Consider the following 17,580-nt stretch of genomic DNA (forward strand, 5'->3'; position numbering starts at 1 on the left):
CACCTAGTCTGAAGTGAGGCCAGTCTAAGACTTATTGAGGAGCGATGGGATGGGACGGGTTTCACGGCGTGCCCGCATAACGAGGTTCCGCACTGACGGCACGGTGAGCCGGCGTGATGATGTGCTGGCCGGAGAAGAGCCGCTGGAGATCCGTTTCCAGGGCCGGTCCTTCACGGTCACCATGCGCACTCCGGGTGACGACTTCGACCTCGTGGCTGGTTTCCTGGTCTCCGAGGGCGTCATTTGGGAGGCCGGACAGCTCATCTCCATGCGCTACTGCGCGGGCGTGGACGAGGACGGCCAGCAGACCTTCAACGTGGTGGACGTGCAGCTGCGGCCCGGAACGGCCCTGCCCGACGCCGGCATGGAACGGCACGTCTACACCTCCAGCTCCTGCGGGATCTGCGGGACTGCATCCATCGAAGCGGTGCGGAAGTCCTCGCACTTCGAGGTAGCGGACGACGGCGTGCGCGTGCCGCTGGAGGTCCTGGCGAAGCTTCCCGAACGGCTGCGCGAAAGCCAGGCCCTGTTCGAGAAGACCGGCGGAGTCCACGCGGCCGGACTGTTCAGTGCTGAAGGGGAACTGCTCTGCCTGCGCGAAGACGTAGGCCGGCACAACGCCGTGGACAAGGTGGTGGGCTGGGCGCTGCGCGCCGGCATGCTGCCGCTCCGCGGAACGGTGCTGCAGGTATCGGGACGGGCATCTTTTGAACTTGTTCAAAAAGCACAGCTGGCGGGAATTCCGGTCCTGGCCGCAGTCTCGGCGCCGTCGGCCCTCTCAGTTGACCTGGCGCGCGACGCCGGTATGACGCTGGTGGGCTTCAGCCGCGGCAGCTCGCTGAACTGCTACTGCTTCCCGGAACGCATCCAGGCCCAGGTGCCTGCCCGGGCGGCTGCGGAGAGCTAGCTCGCGGGCAGCATCACTTCGACGCAGGTTCCCTCGCCAATCGTGGAGGAGATGGAGAGCCTGCCGCCGTGCTGGTTCACGATGTCCTGAACGATCGCCAGGCCAAGGCCCGTACCCGGGATGGCTGCCGCAGTGGCGTTGGAAGCGCGGAAGAAACGGCTGAAGAGCTTGGGCAGGTCTTCTTCCGGGATTCCGATTCCGGTGTCCTGCACGCAGACACGGATCATGGGCGCGGTTCCGTCGCCGGGTTCGCAGAGTTCCGCGGTCAGCCGCACCGAACCGTTCGGGGGAGTGAACTTGACCGCGTTGGAAATCAGGTTCATGAACACCCGTTCCAGCTGCTCCCGGTCTCCGTCCAGGCGCAGGTCCAGGCGCAGCTCCGGGTCCAGCTCGTCGAGGGTTAACTCGATGTTCCGGCTGCTCGCGGCGGGCGTCAGCGAGGCGATGACCTGCTCCAGCAGGTCCCTCAGGACCAGTTCCTCGACGTCCATCCTGGTTTCATCCGCGTCTGCGCGGGAGATGGTGAGCAGGTCCCCGATCAGATGGTTCAGCCGGGTGGCGTTGCGCCCCACGATTTCGAGCATTTGGGCGACTTCGGGCGAGATTCCGCCGCCGGATCCGTCCAGGATCAGGTCCAGGTAGCCGGTGATCGAGGTCAGCGGCGTGCGCAGCTCGTGGTTGATGGTGGCCACGAAGTCCGTTTTCTCCCGGTCCAGCTCGCGCTGCCTGGCCAGGACCGTGCGCTGGGCAGTGATCAGGTGCCCCTGCACCAGGCCGTGGGCCAGGTTTCCGCTGACATGCTGGATGAGGGCCAGCTCGGTAGGTGTCCAGGTGCGCTCCGCATGCTCACCCGCGAGCCAGATGAGGCCGAACGGACGGTCGCCGTGGCCCAGCGGAACAATGACGGAGGTCCGCAGCCCTGCATCCCGCGGGGCGGGATGCAGGATCGGGTGGACGTCCGGGTCCGGATCCCGGTGGTCGCGTGCCGCAAGCACCTTTCCCGAGTCCCACAGCATGTCGGCCACTTCAGCGGCCTGCCCTGGATCCGGCGGCGGAATGGCGCCCGCCGCGCCGGGCCGGCTCCAGGACGTGAGCAGCTCCGGAACCCTTTCGTCCGGGAACGTCATGAGGGCTACATGGTCGGCGCCGAACACATCGCCCAGCCCGGAGACCACTGCCTCGGACATGATGTGGGGGTCATTGGTGGCGCGCACGGCGGCGGAGATGACGCGGGCCTTCCCGCGGAGGACGGCATTTACCTCGCGGCGGCGCCGCACTGCCAGTGTTTCGGCCCGGATGAGGGCCGCACGGTAGGAAAGGTCGCTGCCGGAGACCGGGCTGAGCACAAAATCGGTGATGCCCCTGCGGACCATGTCTTCGACGTCGAGCAGTTCACCCGGGGTGATCAGGATGACTGGCGGCCCCGAACCGTCTGCGGCAGGCAGGAGCCAGCGGCGCAGGTCGGTTCCGGCCATCTGGACTGCGGCGGTGTCGACGACGGCCAGAACAGGCAGCTGCATGCCCGGTGTTGTTCCGTGCGGAACGGGACGGAGCCCGGCCAGGCCAAGAGCGTCTTCCACCTCGCTTCGCAGCTGCGGGTCACTGACGGCTACGAGAGCCGGCAGGTCCTCGCTGAGGGAGTCTTTGGACAAGCCCTCGTGAGTCGGCGCCGTCGGCATAGGGGCCTTTCGTTCTTGGGTCCGGACAGGTCGGACCGATTTGCAGTGTACCCCAGTGTGGCCCCTGTTACCTGTGGTGAGCGGCACAGGCATTCTGTGTCCCCGCGGGGTACCGGAAATGCGGGAATTCCGTGTCCCGTATGGCAGTTATGTGACTCGGGAAGCGCCGGCACCGCGCCTAAGCTGGATACCGGGCTACGTGAAAGAAGAAAACAGTATGAGCATGGAAAGTGCGGCGTGGAGTTCGCTCTACAAGATCTCCACAGCCAAGGGCACAGACAAGAAGATTTCCAGGGAAACCCTTCGGCGGATCCTGTCCTTCGCGTCCCCGTACCGGAGGCAGCTGATTGGGTTCCTGGCCCTGTCCACGGCGGGAGCCTTCCTGGCTGTAGCCACGCCGGTCCTGGCCGGCGAGGTGGTCAACGCCATTGTGGCCGGAACCTCCGTGGAGACAGTGGTGTGGCTTGCGGTGCTGATCGCGGTGGTCGCACTGGCCGATGCCGCGGTTTCGCTGGCCACCCGCTGGTTCTCTTCCCGCATCGGCGAGCAGGTGATCCTGGACCTGCGGACCAAAGTGTTCGATCACGTCCAGCGCATGCCCATCGCCTTCTTTACCCGAACCCGCACCGGTGCACTGGTGAGCCGGCTGAACAACGACGTCATAGGCGCCCAGCAGGCTTTCAGCGGAACCCTCTCCGGAGTGGTGAGCAACCTGGTGGCCCTCATCCTGACGCTGATCGTCATGCTGACCACGTCCTGGCAGGTAACCATCCTGGCCATGCTGCTGCTCCCGGTCTTCCTCCTGCCCGCACGCCGGATGGGAAGCCGCCTGGCAGCGCTTCGGCGCGAGGCTGCGAACCACAACGCATCAATGGGCACCCAGATGACCGAGCGGTTCTCGGCACCCGGTGCCACCCTGGTCAAGCTGTTCGGGCGGCCGGAGCAGGAATCCACGGAGTTCGCCGTGCGCGCTGCGAGGGTGCGGGACATCGGCGTCAAGACTGCCATGATGCAGTCCGTTTTCGTCACCGCCCTGACCCTGGTCTCCGCCCTTGCACTGGCCCTGGTGTACGGGCTGGGCGGCTGGTTCGCCATGAACGGAACCCTGAACGCCGGTGACGTGGTGACCCTGGCGCTGCTGCTGACCCGCCTGTACGCACCGCTTACCTCCCTGGCCAACGCCCGCGTTGAAATCATGAGCGCGGTGGTCAGCTTTGAGCGGGTCTTCGAGATCCTGGACCTCAAGCCGCTGATCCAGGAGAAGGAAGATCCGGCACCGGTGCCCGACGGCCCGCTGGGAGTGGAGTTCGACAACGTCAGCTTCGCCTACCCGACGGCGGACAAGGTCTCCCTGGCGTCCCTCGAGGACGTGGCCGTGCTGGACAGCCGCGGCGGCGAGGACGTGCTGCACGGTGTGTCCTTCCGGGTGGAGCCGGGCCAGACAGTGGCGCTGGTGGGCAGCTCCGGTGCCGGCAAGTCAACGATCGCCCAGCTGCTTTCGCGCCTGTACGACGTCGATGCCGGCGCCGTGCGCTTCTCCGGCACGGACGTGCGGGACCTGAGCTTCGAGGGGATGCGCCACGCGCTGGGCATGGTGACCCAGGACGGGCACCTGTTCCACGAAACCATCCGCTCCAACCTGCTGCTGGCCAACCCGGACGCCTCGGAAGACGAAATCTGGGACGCGCTGCGCCGTGCCCGGCTCCAGGAGCTGATCAGTTCTCTGCCCGACGGCCTGGAAACCATGGTGGGGGAGCGCGGCTACCGGCTTTCCGGCGGTGAACGGCAGCGCATGACCATTGCCCGGCTTCTGCTTGCCCAGCCGCGCATCGTGGTCCTGGACGAAGCGACGGCGGCCCTGGATTCGACGTCGGAGGCTGCGGTCCAGGCAGCCCTGACCGAAGCGCTGGAAGGGCGCACCGCCGTCGTCATTGCCCACCGGCTGTCCACCATCCGCAACGCGGACCGGATCCTGGTGATCGAGGACGGGCGGATCGCGGAGCAGGGCACCCACACCCAGCTGCTGGCGCAGGACGGACGGTACGCCGAGCTGTACCGGACCCAGTTCGCGGCCGGCGATCCTGACGGTGCCAGCACGGTGGCCGGGCAGCTCGCCGGAGAATAGCACCGTCACTGGCGGATTTGTGTGCGCCGCGCCGGTTGGCTTATAAATATTAATGCGCCGCACCTGTGGATAACTCCTCCGCGGTGGTCCTCGTCCCGGGTGGCAGAACCCGGGCGGCCCTGTCGGCGGTGCTGGCGTGGTCGTAGTTTGTATGAGCGTTCCTGGAACGCCTCGAACGTGGAGTGACAACGTGACATCTACCAATACCCAAAAGAACACCTCTGCCAAAACCCGTAAGGCCGCTGCCCTCGGACTCGCTGTCCTGGGCGTAGCGGGACTGTCCCTTGCTTCCGCTGCCCAGCTCAATCTGGGAACCGGAAGCATTGGCGCCGGCACAACCGTGATTGCCAGCTGCCAGCCCGAGGAAACGCCGATCAACGTCGCCTTCGACAGTGCCTTCTCGGGAGGGTCCAATCCGGGGTATGAGGCAACTGCCCTGAACCTCACCTCCATCGATCCTGCCTGCAACGGTCACGACTACAAGGTGACCCTGACGGACGCTGATGGCTCCGTGCTGGGCCAGGAGGCAACCGGAACGGTTTCCGGCACCTCGCTGACGGTGCCGCTGACGGATGTGCCGGCCAAGGACGTTTCCAACGTTGCGGTCGTCATCCACTCCTAGCCCCCAGCCGGCCGGCCCGCGGGGTTCGGCTGACCGGACCAGGACGAACGCATGCGTGCCCCACGCGCGCCGGCTTCGGTCCCTGTTTGCCAGTCTGCTCCTGGTGGCCGCCGCTGCCGGGATGCTCTATCTCTTCTGGCCGTCGTCACTGGGCGGATGCAGCACGTTCACCATCGTCTCGGGAAACTCGATGGAACCCACCTATTCCACGGGGGACTTCGTGTGGTCGCGCTGTGGTGAACCGGCCGTGGGCGACATTGTTGTGTATACGCCGCCGGATACGGGCGGTGCGCACGTCATCCACCGCATCGTTGGCGGAGACGGCACGGAAGGATGGGTCCTGCAGGGAGACAACAACGACTTCCTTGACCCGTGGAACCCGGACGATTCACACGTTGCGGGGATTGCCACGGTGCACATTCCGCGCTTGGGCAGCATCCTGTACAGCCTGTCGAATCCCTGGATCTGGGGTTCGCTGCTGATCCTCGCCGCAGCAATCTTTCTCTGGCCGCGGGACCCGGAGACTTCCGGGACAGCGTCGGAGACGGAAACCGACGGCGCCGTGGCCGAGGCCGAGCCCGTTGCGGAGCCCGAGCCCATGGAGGAGCCCACGCTGGTCAGCACCCAAGGGAAAGGAGAGCTGCTGTGAATATCCACCGCCCGGTTGCGCGTTCTGCGAAGCTGGCACCATTGACAGCTGCCGCCATCCTGACACTGTTCGTGGTGCTGCTGACGCTGGCTCTGCGTCCCGGTTCCGCCGCGCATCTTCCCCTGGAACCGGCAAGCCTGACGCACGCCAGTGTCGCCGGGCGGTGTACCCCGCACGTGGCTGCGGCCGCCGGAGGGGTCTCCGGCGGAAAAGCCACCACGGTGGAGGTCACCGGGCTGGGCGCGGCCTGCGGCGGACAGGAACTTGACCTGACGCTGTACGGGGACGACGGCGACGCGCTGACTTCGGCGGCCCTGTCCCTGGCCGCCGATGCCCAGGGCTCCACCACGGTGACCGTGCCCGCCTATACGCCCGCCGATGTTGCCGGCGCAGCGGCCACGGTTGGAACGTGGGGTGTGCCCGCGAGCTGGACCTACACCCCGCCGGTCTCGGCCCCCATGGTGAGCTGCACTGTCCTGAACGACCCGACGGGCACCAAGACCTGCGAAGCGACGGACGTGCGGGTCGACGCCTGGGGCTACCCCGAGCCCGATAATTACAACTTCTACGCCACGATCACGAGTCCCTCTGACTCCGAAGACGTTGAGTGGCAGCTCACGCTCAACCTTGCGGACCCGGGCTTCAAGGTGAACGCCAACGTTGCCGACAGCAACAACGGCGTCACGCTGGCTCCCGGCTGGTCCTGCTCGGCGATGCCAATGCTGGAGCTGCGTGGGAACGCGGACGTGAATACCCGGTTCGTGGGCGGCGGCAAGACGGTCACGGTGTGGCTGCAGGGCAAAGCTGCCTCCGGTCCCACCGACGGCGGGGGCCTCTTCAACTGCTCCTGACCCAGGTCACCGGCGGTCAGCGGCGGCCCGTTTGGGGGCTGCGACGGTGACCTGGATACCGGCGGCTTCGAAGGCGGCTTTTTCGTCGGCAGTAATTCCGTTGTCGGTAATGAGGTTGCTGAAGACAAAGCCGCCAAGGGTGGCAAAACTGCGGTTCCCGATCTTGGAGGAATCGGCAACGATGTACGTTTCCGACGCGCGCCGGGACATTAGGGAATTCACGGCTGCTTCGGCTTCGTCATTGACCGTGGGGCCGACTTCCGGGTCCAGGCCGTTGACCCCCACGAAGGCGAAGTCCAGGGCCACCCGCTGCAGGATGGTGTCCGTGTACGGTCCCACGAGTTCGTAGGAGCGGGGGTTCACCACCCCGCCCGTGACCATGACACGGATGTTGGGGCGGACCACCAGCTGGGCGGCGATGTTGATTGCGTTGGTCACCACGGTGAGGGTCGGCTTATTGGAGGGCTCCATCAGGTCCCGGCGCAGGCCGAGGGCCTGGGCGATCGCGGTGCTGGTGGTCCCGCCGCAGAGGCCGATCACCGCTCCGCGCGGAACGAGCGCGCTCGCCGCCTGGGCAATGGCCTGCTTTTCGGCAGCGTGGTCGTCACGTGTGTACCTGGTGGGAAGGTCGTACGCGACAGCCTCCATCGTGGCGCCGCCGCGGGTCCGGGTCAGCAGGCGCTGGGCGGCGAGGGCATCCAGGTCCCGCCGGGCGGTGGCGGGGGAGACCCGCAGCCCTGACACAATGTCCTCGACCTGCACGTGGCCCTGCGCCGCGAGGAGGTCGAGGATTGCGTTCAGCCGCTCTGTCTTTTCCATTGGTTCCTAATCTTGTGCCGGGCAGCCGTGGGCGAAGAGTGCCAACAGCCTCCCCGCTTCCGGTGCGAGCGCCTGCCGGCCGGCGCGGATGTATTTGCGTGAATCCACCAGATCCGGGTTGTTTTCGAGGACCCCGCGGACGGCGCGGGTGAAATAACCGTTCAAATGTGTCGAAACATTGATTTTAGTCATTCCGGCCTGGATGGCGGACACCAGTACCTCGTCAGCGACACCTGAGGACCCGTGCAGGACCAGGGGAACATGCAGAGTCCGGCGCAGCTCGGCGATCAGCTCCAGGTCCAGTTCGGCGCTGCGCTGCGTCATTGCGTGTGAAGAGCCCACCGCTACCGCCAGGGCATCGACGCCGGTAGCCAGGACGAAGTCCACGGCTTCAAAAGGGTCCGTGCGGACCCCCGGGGCGTGTGCACCGTCCTTGCCTCCGATCTCGCCGAGTTCGGCCTCGACAAAGGCCCCGCAGGCATCTGCGTGCTTGACTACCCGTGCGGTTGCCGCGACGTTCTCGCTGTAGGGCAGCCGCGAGCCGTCGTACATGACCGACCCGAAACCCAGTTCCAGCGCCTGGTGCACCAGCGCCGGATCCTCGGCATGGTCCAGGTGCAGGGCCACGGGAACAGAGGCGGCAGCAGCGACTGAACGGCAGGCAAGTGCCAGCGGTTCCAAGGCGCCGTGATAACTGGCGCAGTTCTCCGAAATCTGCAGGATCACGGGCAGCCCGGCGGTCTCGGCACCCTGCACGATCGCCTCGGCCGTCTCCAGATGCAGGACGTTGAACGCGCCGATTCCGGTTCCGGCGGCAGCCGCCGCTTCGACCAGGGTGCGGGTAGGGATCAGGCTCATACGGTTTCCTCCCGGGCGGAGGACGGAACCCGGCCGTCCCGCTGGATCCGCACCTCCTTGGCGAATTGGGTGTGGCGGGGGGAGATCTCCCCGGCAGCCGGCATCAGCACCGCGGCGGCGGACCACGCTGTCGCGGTGCGCAGCAGCCGGTACGGATCCCGGTCTCCGGAAGCAAGCAGCACGGCGACGGCGGCGACGGCGGCATCGCCGGCACCTGTCGGGTTACCGCTGAGCGTGCGTCCCAGGGTTGCAGTGAGGATGGTTCCCGGGGCATCGGCGCTGAACAAGGACATGCCGTCCGCGCCCGAGCTGACGAGGACCTGCCGGGCTCCGGCGCTGATCAGCATGTCCGCACCCCGGGTGACGTCGTCGCATCCCGTTGCCTCCAGGAGTTCCTCGCGATTGGGCTTAAGCACGTCCGCACCTGCGGCGGCCGCCTCCAGCAGTCCGGGGCCGGAGGTATCGATGATGCAGGGAAGCCCCGCCGCGGCGCTGAGGCGGACCAGGCGGGCAAACAAGTCCGGCGGCGCCTCCGGCGGCAGGCTTCCGGCGCCGACGACGCAGGCGGCGTGCGGCAGCGCCTGCTCTACGAGGGCGAACAGCTCATCCCAGTCGCCGGCGCGAAGCGGGACGCCGGTTTCATTGAAGATGCTGGTGAGCCCGGTGCCGGCGTCGACGAAGGCCATGCTGCGCCGGGTGGGCGCGGACACCTCCAGTAGGGCGTGCGGTACACCCGACCCGGTGAGTTCGGCCGTGAACGCTGCACCCGTCGGACCGCCGGCGGATGTGACGGCCAGGGCGGAATGGCCCAGCTGGTGCACCACCCTGGCCGTGTTGAGGCCCTTGCCTCCGGCCCGTGTGTGAGGGGGTGGGACCCGGTGCGTGCTGCCGGGCACCAGGGCCGGCACCGGATAGGTTTCATCCAGGGCCGGGTTGGGAGTGAACGTCAGCACCGTCCCCGCAACGCCCGTCATGCGGGTCCTGCCAACAAGTCACGCGCGCGCAGGGCGGCGCCCATCAGCCCGGCGTCCTGCCCCAGGACCGCCCGGAGCAGCTGCGGACGGCGGTGGAAGGAGAGCGCGGAATCCATCAGGGCGCCCAACGGATCCAGCAGGGCGGACCCGGCCTGGGACAGGCCTCCGCCCAGGATGACTGCCTCGCTCCCGAGCACTGCCACCATCTGGCTCAGCACCACGGCGAGCGCTTCGATGGCCTCGCTCCAGACCCTGCGCGCGGTGGGGTCGCCCGTACCGGCGGCGGCCAGAACCTCCGCCGCACCGGGCACGGGATTACCGGTGAGTTCTGTGTACCGGCGGGCAATAGCGCCGGCTGAAGCGAGCGTTTCCAGGCACCCGGCAGCTCCACAGGCGCAGGGGATGCCCCCGGGGATGGGCGCATGACCGATCTCACCGGCAAATCCGCCGCCGTGGACCCGGCGCCCATCGCAGAAGAGCGCGCCGGCTATTCCGGTACCGATGATAATGACCAAGACGTCCCGCAGCCCGCGCCCGGCACCCAGCCGCATTTCGGCCTCACCGGCCAGTCCGACGTCGTGCCCGAAGGCGACTGGCAGGCCGGTGGCCTCCTGCACCATCCGGGAGAAGGGATAGTTCCGCCAGCCCAGGTTCGCCGAGAGGATTCCCACGCCGGCGTCTTCGTCAACCAGGCCGGGAACGATCAGGCCGATGGAGCGCAGGGGCACGTCACCGGCCTGGGCTGTGTAACCCCGGACCAGGCCGGCCACCTTGTCCACGATGATGTCCCCCGGGTGGTGCGGATCGTGCGGCGTGGGCAGTCTCCGGAGCCCGTGGAAGGTACCGGAGGCGTCCTGCAGGGCAGCCTTGATGTCGGTTCCGCCGATATCGAGGGCGAGGACCAGGCCGTCCCCTCCGGGCGGGATGGGGCTGAGCATCGCCTACTCCGCCAGGATCACCGAACGGGCCAGATTGCGCGGACTGTCGGGGTTCAGTCCTCTGGCCAGGGACCGCTCCAGGGCGAGCCGGTGGATCCGCACGAGTTCAGCGAGGGGATGCCGCGGGACGGCCTCGAACCGGGCCCCGGCGGAGCGGACGTCGCTGCCAAGACCGGGGGGCTCCGGCGCGAGGAGCCAGGTTACCCGGCCGGGAGCGGCAACGGCAATCGGTCCGTGCCGGTATTCCATGGCGGGGTAGGCCTCCGTCCACTCCTGCGCTGCTTCCCGGAGCTTCAGTGCAGCCTCGTGGGCCAGCCCAACCGTCCAGCCGCGGCCCAGGAACGTGAACTGCTCCGCTTCGAGCAATGCGGCCGGCGTGCTTTCTGTCAGGACTTCCCGTGCCTCAGCCACAGCCCGGGACAGGTCCCAGCCGAGCGACGCCAGCAGGTAACAGAGAGTGGTGGTGGCGAAGCGGGTCTGGACCACCGAGGTTTCATCGGCGTAGGGGAGCGCGACGACGGCGTCCGCCAGCCGGGCGGCAGGAGTGTCAACGGCGCCAAGGACCAGCACGGTAGGGGTGCCGGTACCGCGAAGCGTAGCCAGCAGGTCCAGGATTTCGCTGGTGGTCCCGGAACGGGTGATGGCGATGACGGCCTCGTAACCGCGTCCGGGCAGGCCCTCGGCTTCGGAAGCGGCAAAGGCATCGGTGACGCCCTGTCCTGAGGACTCCCGCGCGGCGGCGAAGGCGTGCGCCATGAACCAGGAGGTGCCGCAGCCCACCACGGCTACCCGGGCACCCTCGGGTGGCAGCAGGCGTTCGCCCCGGGACTGGGCGATGGCCCGCTCCCAGATCTCCGGCTGGGACTGAAGCTCTTCGCGCATCCACCGCCCGGGCGGCAGGTCGGCGGAGGGCAGGATGGTCGCGAACTCAGACTCAGACTCGGGCATGCGGGATCTGCTCCTTCTCGGGAATACGCCACGCTCAGGGCGCAATAGCTACATGGTGGCTGATGATTGCTTCTCTTGTCTAGCAATCATAATTAATCATCATGTCTGGGCCGAAGTGTGGGTATCAGGCCGCTTTAGGTTCAGAAGAAACTTTCGCAGAACTCTTGACTCCCCGCTTTCCGCGGGAAATTATGTGGACACTGCCTGCTTGCTAATGATCGTGAGTCGGTATTAGTAATCAGATTTCATCACGAAGCCGTGCCGATAACTGGGCACCGCTGCCGGCACCACCACCTGAAAGAGGATTCAATGAAGAAAAAACTTCCCCTGGGCCTAGTCGCCGTGGTTGCTGCCGGCACTTTGGCGGTGTCCTCCTGCGGTTTCGGCGGAGGAGGCGGCGGAGAAGACGGCGCCACCACCCTGAACCTGCTGGTCCCTACCTACTCCGACGGCACCAAGGCACTCTGGGAAGGCGTCATCGAAGACTTCGAGGCCGCCAATGACGGAATCGATGTGAACCTCCAGGTGGAATCCTGGGAAAACCTCGAATCGGTCCTGCAGACCAAGGTCCAGGCGGGCGAGGCCCCGGACATCTACAACGGCGGGGCCTTCTCCGCGTTCGCCGACGAAGGACTGCTCTATCCGGCAGACGAAGTGGCCTCGGAAGCAACCATCTCCGACTTCCAGGAATCCTTTGCCGCGAACGAAGCCCTGGACGGCACCCAGTACGGACTGCCGCTGATCGCCTCCGCGCGGGCACTGTTCTACAACAAGGACCTGTTCGAGGCAGCCGGCGTCCAGGCCGCACCCACCACCTGGGATGAGCTGTACGACGCCGCCAAGAAAATCTCCGCCACGGGCACCCCGGGCTACGGCATGCCGCTGGGCTCGGAGGAAGCCCAGGGTGAGAGCCTGATCTGGTTCGCCGGTAACGGCGGAGGCTACGGGGACGAAACGACGATCACCGTCAACACCCCCGAAAACATCGAGGCAGCCGAGTTCATGAAGAAGATGATCACCGACGGCGTCACCCAGCCCGATCCCGGCGCCACCCAGCGCACCCCTATGATCAACGTCTTCGCCCAGGGACAGATCGGCATGGTCTACGCCCTGCCGCAGACCGTGGGACAGATCGAGGAATCCAACCCGGACCTCAACTACGCCGTCGCCAACGTCCCGACCAATACCGGGGAGCCCGCCACCCTGGGGGTCGCCGACCGGCTGATGGCCTTCAAGAACGACGGAGACAAGGCCGAGGCCATCACCAAGTTCATGGACTTCTTCTTCGCCGAGGACCAGTACGTGGACTGGGTCCAGACCGAAGGTTTCCTGCCCACCACCAAGAGTGGATCCGAGGCCATGGCCTCGGATGAAACCCTGAAGCCCTTCCTGGACATGCTGCCCAGTGCCAACTTCTACCCGACCACCAACCCGGCCTGGAACGCCACTGACGGCGCTTTCAAGTCACTGATGGGCCAGCTCGAAGACCAGGACGCCGCCACCGTCCTGGACCAGATCCAGGCCAAGGCCGACGCCGCCTAGACCGCAGCCGCCACGGAGTGGCCGGTCCCCGGACCGGCCACTCCAGCACCGAGAACGGTATCCCTCTATGAGTTCACTGCCCCAGCCGAGCCTTTTGGCCCGCAAACGCAGGCCACGGAGCCGCGAAGGCATCCTGGCAGCACTGCCATGGATCGGCCCCGTGCTGATCCTGATCTTTGGTGTGGTGATTTTTCCGGCCGGTTACATGGTGTATAGCTCCACCCGGCGGATCAGCGCGGCCGGCACCAACGTGGAAGGCGTCGGTCTGGCCAATTTCGGCACGGTCTTCAGTGATCCCAACCTGCCCCGCATTTTGTTGAACACGGTGGTGTGGGTGGTTGTGGTGGTGACCCTGACGGTCCTGATCTCCCTGGCGCTCGCCAACTTCCTGAACAAGCCCTTTCCGGGCCGGACACTGGTTCGCATGGCGGTCGTGGTGCCCTGGGCGGCCAGCGTGGTCATGACCACCACCGTCTTCTATTACGGCCTGGACCGGGATTACGGAATCATCAACAAATTCCTGGTGGACATTGGGCTGCTGGACGCCTCCTACGGCTTCACCAAAAACGTGGCCACCGCACTGGCCGCGGCAATCGTCGTGGGCGTCTTCGTCTCCCTGCCGTTCACCACCTATACGCTGCTCGCCGGGTTCCAGGCGATTCCCGCCGATGCGCTGGAGGCTGCCAAAATGGACGGCGCCGGGCCGGCCCGGACCTTCTTCAGCGTAGTGCTTCCGCAGCTGCGCGGAGCGTTGGCAGTGTCCGTGCTGATCAACATCATCAACGTCTTCAACAACCTGCCCATTCTGAAGATCATGACCGGATCCATCCCCGGCTACAGTGCGGACACCCTGATGACCTACATCTTCAAGGTCCTCCAATTCGACCGGAGGCTGGACATTGCCAGTGCCCTCAGCGTGGTGAACTTTGCCGTGGTGCTGGTGATCGTCGCGGTGTACGTCAAAGTCGTCAAGCCCACGAAGGAGGTCTGAGATGGCTGCCACCGCACCCGTATCCGCCCCGGCCGAGGTCCGGCCACCGGCCCCCCTGCCCAAACGGACGAAGGGCTACCGCGTCGACGGGATCAGCCGCCGCCGGATGGCCGGGAGGACAGTGGCCGGAGCACTGATCGCCCTGGCCTTCCTGACGCCCTATCTGATCATGCTGGTCGGCTCGCTCAAGACCCGCGCGGAAATCCTCAGTGTCCCGCCCGCCTACTTCCCGCAGGACGGGTTGCAGTTCGGCAATTACGCCACCATGTGGGATACACCCGAGACGCCGTTACCCTTCAACCTGGGCTCCACCATCATCATCGCGGTGTCCGCCACCATCCTGGTCCTCCTCGTGGCGACGCCCGCGGCCTACTACACCGCCCGCTTCCGGTTTCCCGGCCGGATGGTCTTCCTCTTCCTGGTGATCGTCACCCAGATGCTGCAGCCTGCGGTCCTGACCGCCGGCCTGTTCCGCCAGATGCTCTGGCTGGACCTGAACAACACCTGGTTGGCGATGATCCTGATCAACGCCGCGTTCAACCTCTCCTTTGCCCTCTGGATCATGCACAGCTTTTTCGCCGCCATCCCCAAGGAAATCGATGAGGCCGCACAGATTGACGGGGCCGGCCGGTTCCGGGTGCTCTTCACCATCAACCTGCCCCTGGTCTGGCCGGGGATTGTTACGGCCGTGATCTTCACCTTCGTTTCCGCCTGGAACGAATTCGCTGCCAGCCTGGTCATCATGTCCACGGCTGAGAACCAGCCGCTTTCAGTGGCGCTGACCAAGTTCATCGGGCAGTACTCCACCAGCTGGCAGTACGTCTTCGGGATTTCGATCGTGGCGATTGTTCCCGTCATCATTCTGTTTGCCCTGATCGAGAAGCGGCTCATCGGCGGGCTGACCGCCGGCGCCGTCAAATAGCGGCTGCCGGATACAAAAAAGTGCCCCCGGCCGGAATCGAACCGACGACCTGCCCTTTAGGAGAGGGCCGCTCTATCCTACTGAGCTACGGAGGCGTGGCCGCCGGCGTCCGGCAGCGATAAACAGCTTACCTGTTTTCGGCTCCAGGTGCCGCGCGGCCTGCAGGGACACGCTGCTACGGCTTCGTCGCCGGTCCCGGCGCCTCAGGGCCCTTGGGTGAATCCTCCAGGAGCTGCAAATACGTGGTGTAGGCCTGCCGCATCCCAACGAGGAAGCTGCGGACCGTTTCCAGCTCGGCCTCCGAGTAGCGGTCCATGACTTCGGTGGTCAGCGCTCCGAGCGGACCGAAATAGGCGCCGGCCAGCTGCCTGGCCAGGGGTTCGAAGTGCAGGGTCACTTTCCGGCGGTCTGCTTCGGACCGCGCCCGGTGGATGTGGCCGATCTGCTCCAGCCGGTCGATCACGGCCGTGGTCGCCCCCGTGGACGTGCCCAGCAGTGTGCTGAGGCGTCCGGCGGTGAGCGGAACGCCGCGCACTTCGGCTTCCATGACCAGCGTCAGGGCCCGCATATCCGTTGAGTTCAATCCGTGTTTGTGGGCGAAGGCATCCGCAACGAGCTGGCCGTCCAGGCCCATGCCCCTGACAGCCTCCACGATTTCACGACGCAGCGCGTTCATCTCCACCATCACATAGTAGCTTCACGTTGAAGTATCTCTAAATAAGAGATACTTTGTTCGCTAGTTACTTGACCGCTGCAACACCTACACCTCTGGAGTATCACCATGAGCGCGAAGATAGTTAAATCGGCGAGGGCTGCGTTAGTCACGCTGTTCCTTGGCCTGGTGGTGATCGTGGGGCTCTTTGCCATTCCGGTCCCTGAGAACGAGAGCTCGACGGTGGGGCAGCTCAGCGACAAGTACCAGGTCACCCAGGTCCAGGAACTGCTCAAGGAATTCCCGGACGCCCAGCAGTCCACCGCACTGATCGTGATTTCGCGTGAAGACGGCGGCGAAATGAGCCAGGCAGACATCGCGGCCATCGCGGACATCTCTGCCGCCGCGACGGAATCCGGCGTCGAGGCACCTCCGGCCCAGGTGCCTCCGCTGGTGTCGGAGAACGGCGTCGTTGCCCTTATTCCGGTTACGCTGCAGGCTGCAAGCGACGACGGCGATGCCGTGGGCGAGGAAGTCGAGGCGCTGCGCGGGGCAATCAGCGACGCCGCCCCGGAGGGGCTGAAGGCCGAACTCACCGGCGGCGCAGCCTTCACCGCGGACCTGGCCGGCGTTTTCGCAGGCGCGAACTTCACCCTTCTTGCCGTCACCGCTTCCGTCGTGGCCCTGCTGCTGATCGTCACCTACCGCTCTCCGTGGCTGTGGATCGTCCCGCTGGCGATCGTGGCCACCGTCGAGCAGCTCTCGCTGCGCATGGTGGACGTCCTGGCGCCGCTGGCCGGCATCGAAGTGGATCCCTCCGCCGTCGGCATCACCAGCGTCCTGGTGTTTGGCGCCGCAACGAACTATGCGCTGCTGCTGATTGCCCGCTACCGGGAAGAACTGCGTGTGCATGACAGCGTCTACGCAGCCATGGGCAAGGCACTCACCCGCACCCGCGAAGCGATCATCGCCTCGGGCGGCACGGTTATCCTGGCGCTGCTGACCCTGCTCTTCACCGACACCATGAGCTACCGCGGACTCGGATTCTCGGCCGCACTGGGCATTGTCTTCGCGATCCTCAGTGCACTCTTCCTGCTTCCCTTGGCACTGGTGCTGCTGGGCCGGAAGCTCTTCTGGCCCTTCGTTCCCAAGGTGGGGGACCCCGCCCGCGAAGGCAGGTTCTGGGGCCGGCTGGGCGACGCGACCGCCCGCAAGCCGAAGACGATTGCCGGCATCGCCGTCGTCGTCCTGCTTGTTATGGCAAGCGCGCTGTTCAGCGCCAAGATCGGCCTGAGCGAGAACGAGCAGTTTACGGATAAGCCGGAGGCCGTAACTGCGGCAGAGACCCTCGAAGAGGGCTTCGCCGCCGGCTCGACCTTCCCTGTCATCGTGCTGGTGAACTCGGACGAAGCAGAAGCCGCAGCCGACGAGCTGGGCAGCGTGGACGGCGTGGACAACGCCACCATCAGCAGCGAGCATGACGGCCTGACCCGGATCGACCTGGTCACCACCTATGAAGCGGGAACCGATGAAGCCAACACCTTCATCCGGGACCTTCGCTCGGACCTTGCGGAGAATCCGGACTATGGAGCCCTGGTAGGCGGCGAGGCGGCCGAACGGGTTGACCAGCTGGACGCGAATACGCACGACGTGACGCTGGTGGTCTCCCTGGTGATTCTGCTGGTGTTCCTGGTGCTCGTCGCCCTGCTCCGGTCCCTCGTTGCACCGGTCCTGCTTGTGGCCTCGGTGCTGCTGACCTTCTTCGCCGCCAGCGGCATCAGCTGGCTGCTGTTCGTCAACGTCCTGGGCTTCCCGGCCCTGGATACGCTGACCCTCCTGTACAGCTTCCTGTTCCTGGTCGCCCTGGGCGTGGACTACAACATCTTCCTGGTCACCCGGGCCCGGGAGAACGCCGCCACCATGGGAACCAGGAAGGGCATGTTGGCCGCACTGCGCTCCACCGGCGGCGTCATCACCAGCGCCGGCATCCTGCTGGCCGCGGTGTTCGTGGTCCTTGGTGTGCTGCCGCTGGTCACGCTTGCCCAGGTTGGACTCACCGTGGCAATCGGTGTCCTGTTCGACACCCTGATCGTCCGGACCGTG

The 17,580-nt window shown here is 66.0% G+C and carries 15 protein-coding genes, 1 tRNA gene and 1 pseudogene; 9 read left to right on the forward strand and 8 right to left on the reverse strand.

The window, feature by feature from the left end:
- Positions 1-49 precede the first annotated feature (49 nt).
- Positions 50-907 (forward strand): formate dehydrogenase accessory sulfurtransferase FdhD, encoded by an 858-nt coding sequence (fdhD, locus tag NGB94_RS05285; protein WP_325789558.1) that lies wholly within the window; start codon positions 50-52, stop codon positions 905-907.
- On the opposite strand, the gene NGB94_RS05290 is transcribed toward fdhD, so the two are convergent.
- Entirely contained in the window at positions 904-2,559 is a 1,656-nt protein-coding gene (locus tag NGB94_RS05290; RefSeq protein ID WP_325789559.1) for a sensor histidine kinase, read from the reverse strand. The genes fdhD and NGB94_RS05290 overlap by 4 nt on opposite strands.
- 244 nt (positions 2,560-2,803) lie before the next feature.
- Here NGB94_RS05290 and NGB94_RS05295 point away from each other — a divergent pair, with 244 nt between their 5' ends.
- The 4 genes from NGB94_RS05295 to NGB94_RS05310 all read left to right on the forward strand — a co-directional run bounded on the left by NGB94_RS05295 (position 2,804) and on the right by NGB94_RS05310 (position 6,833).
- Complete coding sequence (locus NGB94_RS05295) at positions 2,804-4,711, forward strand: ABC transporter ATP-binding protein (RefSeq protein ID WP_325789560.1); 1,908 nt, start codon at positions 2,804-2,806, stop codon at positions 4,709-4,711.
- 190 nt (positions 4,712-4,901) lie between these two features.
- Positions 4,902-5,333, forward strand: coding sequence for a hypothetical protein (locus NGB94_RS05300; RefSeq protein WP_325789561.1), 432 nt, complete (start codon positions 4,902-4,904; stop codon positions 5,331-5,333).
- 55 nt (positions 5,334-5,388) lie between these two features.
- Entirely contained in the window at positions 5,389-5,982 is a 594-nt protein-coding gene (locus tag NGB94_RS05305; protein WP_325789562.1) for a signal peptidase I, read from the forward strand.
- Positions 5,979-6,833 carry a hypothetical protein gene (locus NGB94_RS05310; protein ID WP_325789564.1) on the forward strand — a complete coding sequence of 285 codons (855 nt, stop codon included), beginning with the start codon at positions 5,979-5,981 and terminating at the stop codon, positions 6,831-6,833. Before NGB94_RS05305 ends, NGB94_RS05310 begins: the two co-directional genes overlap by 4 nt.
- A gap of 6 nt (positions 6,834-6,839) precedes the next feature.
- On the opposite strand, the gene NGB94_RS05315 is transcribed toward NGB94_RS05310, so the two are convergent.
- Genes NGB94_RS05315 through NGB94_RS05335 form a run of 5 tightly spaced genes read right to left on the reverse strand, consistent with a single transcriptional unit; the run spans position 6,840 to position 11,370 of the window.
- The gene (locus NGB94_RS05315) at positions 6,840-7,652 is read right to left on the reverse strand and encodes a DeoR/GlpR family DNA-binding transcription regulator (protein WP_325789566.1); all 813 of its coding nucleotides are present in this window, start codon (positions 7,650-7,652) and stop codon (positions 6,840-6,842) included.
- Positions 7,653-7,658: 6 nt separating this feature from the next.
- Positions 7,659-8,510, reverse strand: a complete 852-nt coding sequence (locus tag NGB94_RS05320; protein WP_325789567.1) for a class II fructose-bisphosphate aldolase — start codon at positions 8,508-8,510, stop codon at positions 7,659-7,661.
- A complete protein-coding gene (locus tag NGB94_RS05325; RefSeq protein ID WP_325789570.1) occupies positions 8,507-9,484 on the reverse strand; it encodes a hexose kinase in 978 nt (325 codons plus the stop codon). The genes NGB94_RS05320 and NGB94_RS05325 overlap by 4 nt, the downstream gene beginning before the upstream one ends.
- Complete coding sequence (locus tag NGB94_RS05330) at positions 9,481-10,422, reverse strand: ROK family protein (protein WP_325789572.1); 942 nt, start codon at positions 10,420-10,422, stop codon at positions 9,481-9,483. The genes NGB94_RS05325 and NGB94_RS05330 overlap by 4 nt, the downstream gene beginning before the upstream one ends.
- Before the next feature lie 3 nt (positions 10,423-10,425).
- On the reverse strand, positions 10,426-11,370 hold the full coding sequence (locus NGB94_RS05335) for an SIS domain-containing protein (RefSeq protein WP_418910611.1): 945 nt from the start codon (positions 11,368-11,370) through the stop codon (positions 10,426-10,428).
- Between the two features lie 309 nt (positions 11,371-11,679).
- On the opposite strand from NGB94_RS05335, the gene NGB94_RS05340 reads away from it, so the two are divergent.
- The 3 genes from NGB94_RS05340 (at position 11,680) to NGB94_RS05350 (ending at position 14,825) form a co-directional block, all read left to right on the forward strand.
- A complete protein-coding gene (locus NGB94_RS05340; protein WP_325789574.1) occupies positions 11,680-12,912 on the forward strand; it encodes an extracellular solute-binding protein in 1,233 nt (410 codons plus the stop codon).
- Positions 12,913-12,979: 67 nt separating this feature from the next.
- A complete protein-coding gene (locus NGB94_RS05345) occupies positions 12,980-13,903 on the forward strand; it encodes a sugar ABC transporter permease (protein WP_325789576.1) in 924 nt (307 codons plus the stop codon).
- Position 13,904: 1 nt separating this feature from the next.
- Positions 13,905-14,825 (forward strand): carbohydrate ABC transporter permease, encoded by a 921-nt coding sequence (locus NGB94_RS05350; protein ID WP_325789577.1) that lies wholly within the window; start codon positions 13,905-13,907, stop codon positions 14,823-14,825.
- Positions 14,826-14,846: 21 nt separating this feature from the next.
- On the opposite strand, the gene NGB94_RS05355 is transcribed toward NGB94_RS05350, so the two are convergent.
- Both NGB94_RS05355 and NGB94_RS05360 read right to left on the reverse strand, forming a co-directional pair.
- Positions 14,847-14,920 (reverse strand) — tRNA-Arg (locus tag NGB94_RS05355).
- A gap of 80 nt (positions 14,921-15,000) precedes the next feature.
- A complete protein-coding gene (locus NGB94_RS05360; protein ID WP_325789579.1) occupies positions 15,001-15,510 on the reverse strand; it encodes a MarR family winged helix-turn-helix transcriptional regulator in 510 nt (169 codons plus the stop codon).
- A gap of 96 nt (positions 15,511-15,606) precedes the next feature.
- Between NGB94_RS05360 and NGB94_RS05365 the strand changes: the two are divergent.
- Positions 15,607-17,574 (forward strand): annotated as a pseudogene (locus NGB94_RS05365) (MMPL family transporter); the annotation flags it as partial.
- Between the last annotated feature and the right edge of the window lie 6 nt (positions 17,575-17,580).

Source organism: Arthrobacter koreensis (genome assembly GCF_035792275.1).
GTDB classification, from domain to species: domain Bacteria; phylum Actinomycetota; class Actinomycetes; order Actinomycetales; family Micrococcaceae; genus Arthrobacter_B; species Arthrobacter_B koreensis_A.

What these genes read in the sequence shown, in the direction of transcription:
- fdhD (WP_325789558.1), top strand. Translation starts at nt 50, where the DNA reads ATGGGACGGGTTTCACGGCGTGCCCGCATAACGAGGTTCCGCACTGAC.
- NGB94_RS05295 (WP_325789560.1), top strand. Translation starts at nt 2,804, where the DNA reads ATGAGCATGGAAAGTGCGGCGTGGAGTTCGCTCTACAAGATCTCCACA.
- NGB94_RS05315 (WP_325789566.1), bottom strand. Translation starts at nt 7,652, where the DNA reads ATGGAAAAGACAGAGCGGCTGAACGCAATCCTCGACCTCCTCGCGGCG.
- NGB94_RS05320 (WP_325789567.1), bottom strand. Translation starts at nt 8,510, where the DNA reads ATGAGCCTGATCCCTACCCGCACCCTGGTCGAAGCGGCGGCTGCCGCC.
- NGB94_RS05325 (WP_325789570.1), bottom strand. Translation starts at nt 9,484, where the DNA reads ATGACGGGCGTTGCGGGGACGGTGCTGACGTTCACTCCCAACCCGGCC.
- NGB94_RS05330 (WP_325789572.1), bottom strand. Translation starts at nt 10,422, where the DNA reads ATGCTCAGCCCCATCCCGCCCGGAGGGGACGGCCTGGTCCTCGCCCTC.
- NGB94_RS05335 (WP_418910611.1), bottom strand. Translation starts at nt 11,370, where the DNA reads ATGCCCGAGTCTGAGTCTGAGTTCGCGACCATCCTGCCCTCCGCCGAC.
- NGB94_RS05340 (WP_325789574.1), top strand. Translation starts at nt 11,680, where the DNA reads ATGAAGAAAAAACTTCCCCTGGGCCTAGTCGCCGTGGTTGCTGCCGGC.
- NGB94_RS05345 (WP_325789576.1), top strand. Translation starts at nt 12,980, where the DNA reads ATGAGTTCACTGCCCCAGCCGAGCCTTTTGGCCCGCAAACGCAGGCCA.
- NGB94_RS05350 (WP_325789577.1), top strand. Translation starts at nt 13,905, where the DNA reads ATGGCTGCCACCGCACCCGTATCCGCCCCGGCCGAGGTCCGGCCACCG.
- NGB94_RS05360 (WP_325789579.1), bottom strand. Translation starts at nt 15,510, where the DNA reads ATGGTGGAGATGAACGCGCTGCGTCGTGAAATCGTGGAGGCTGTCAGG.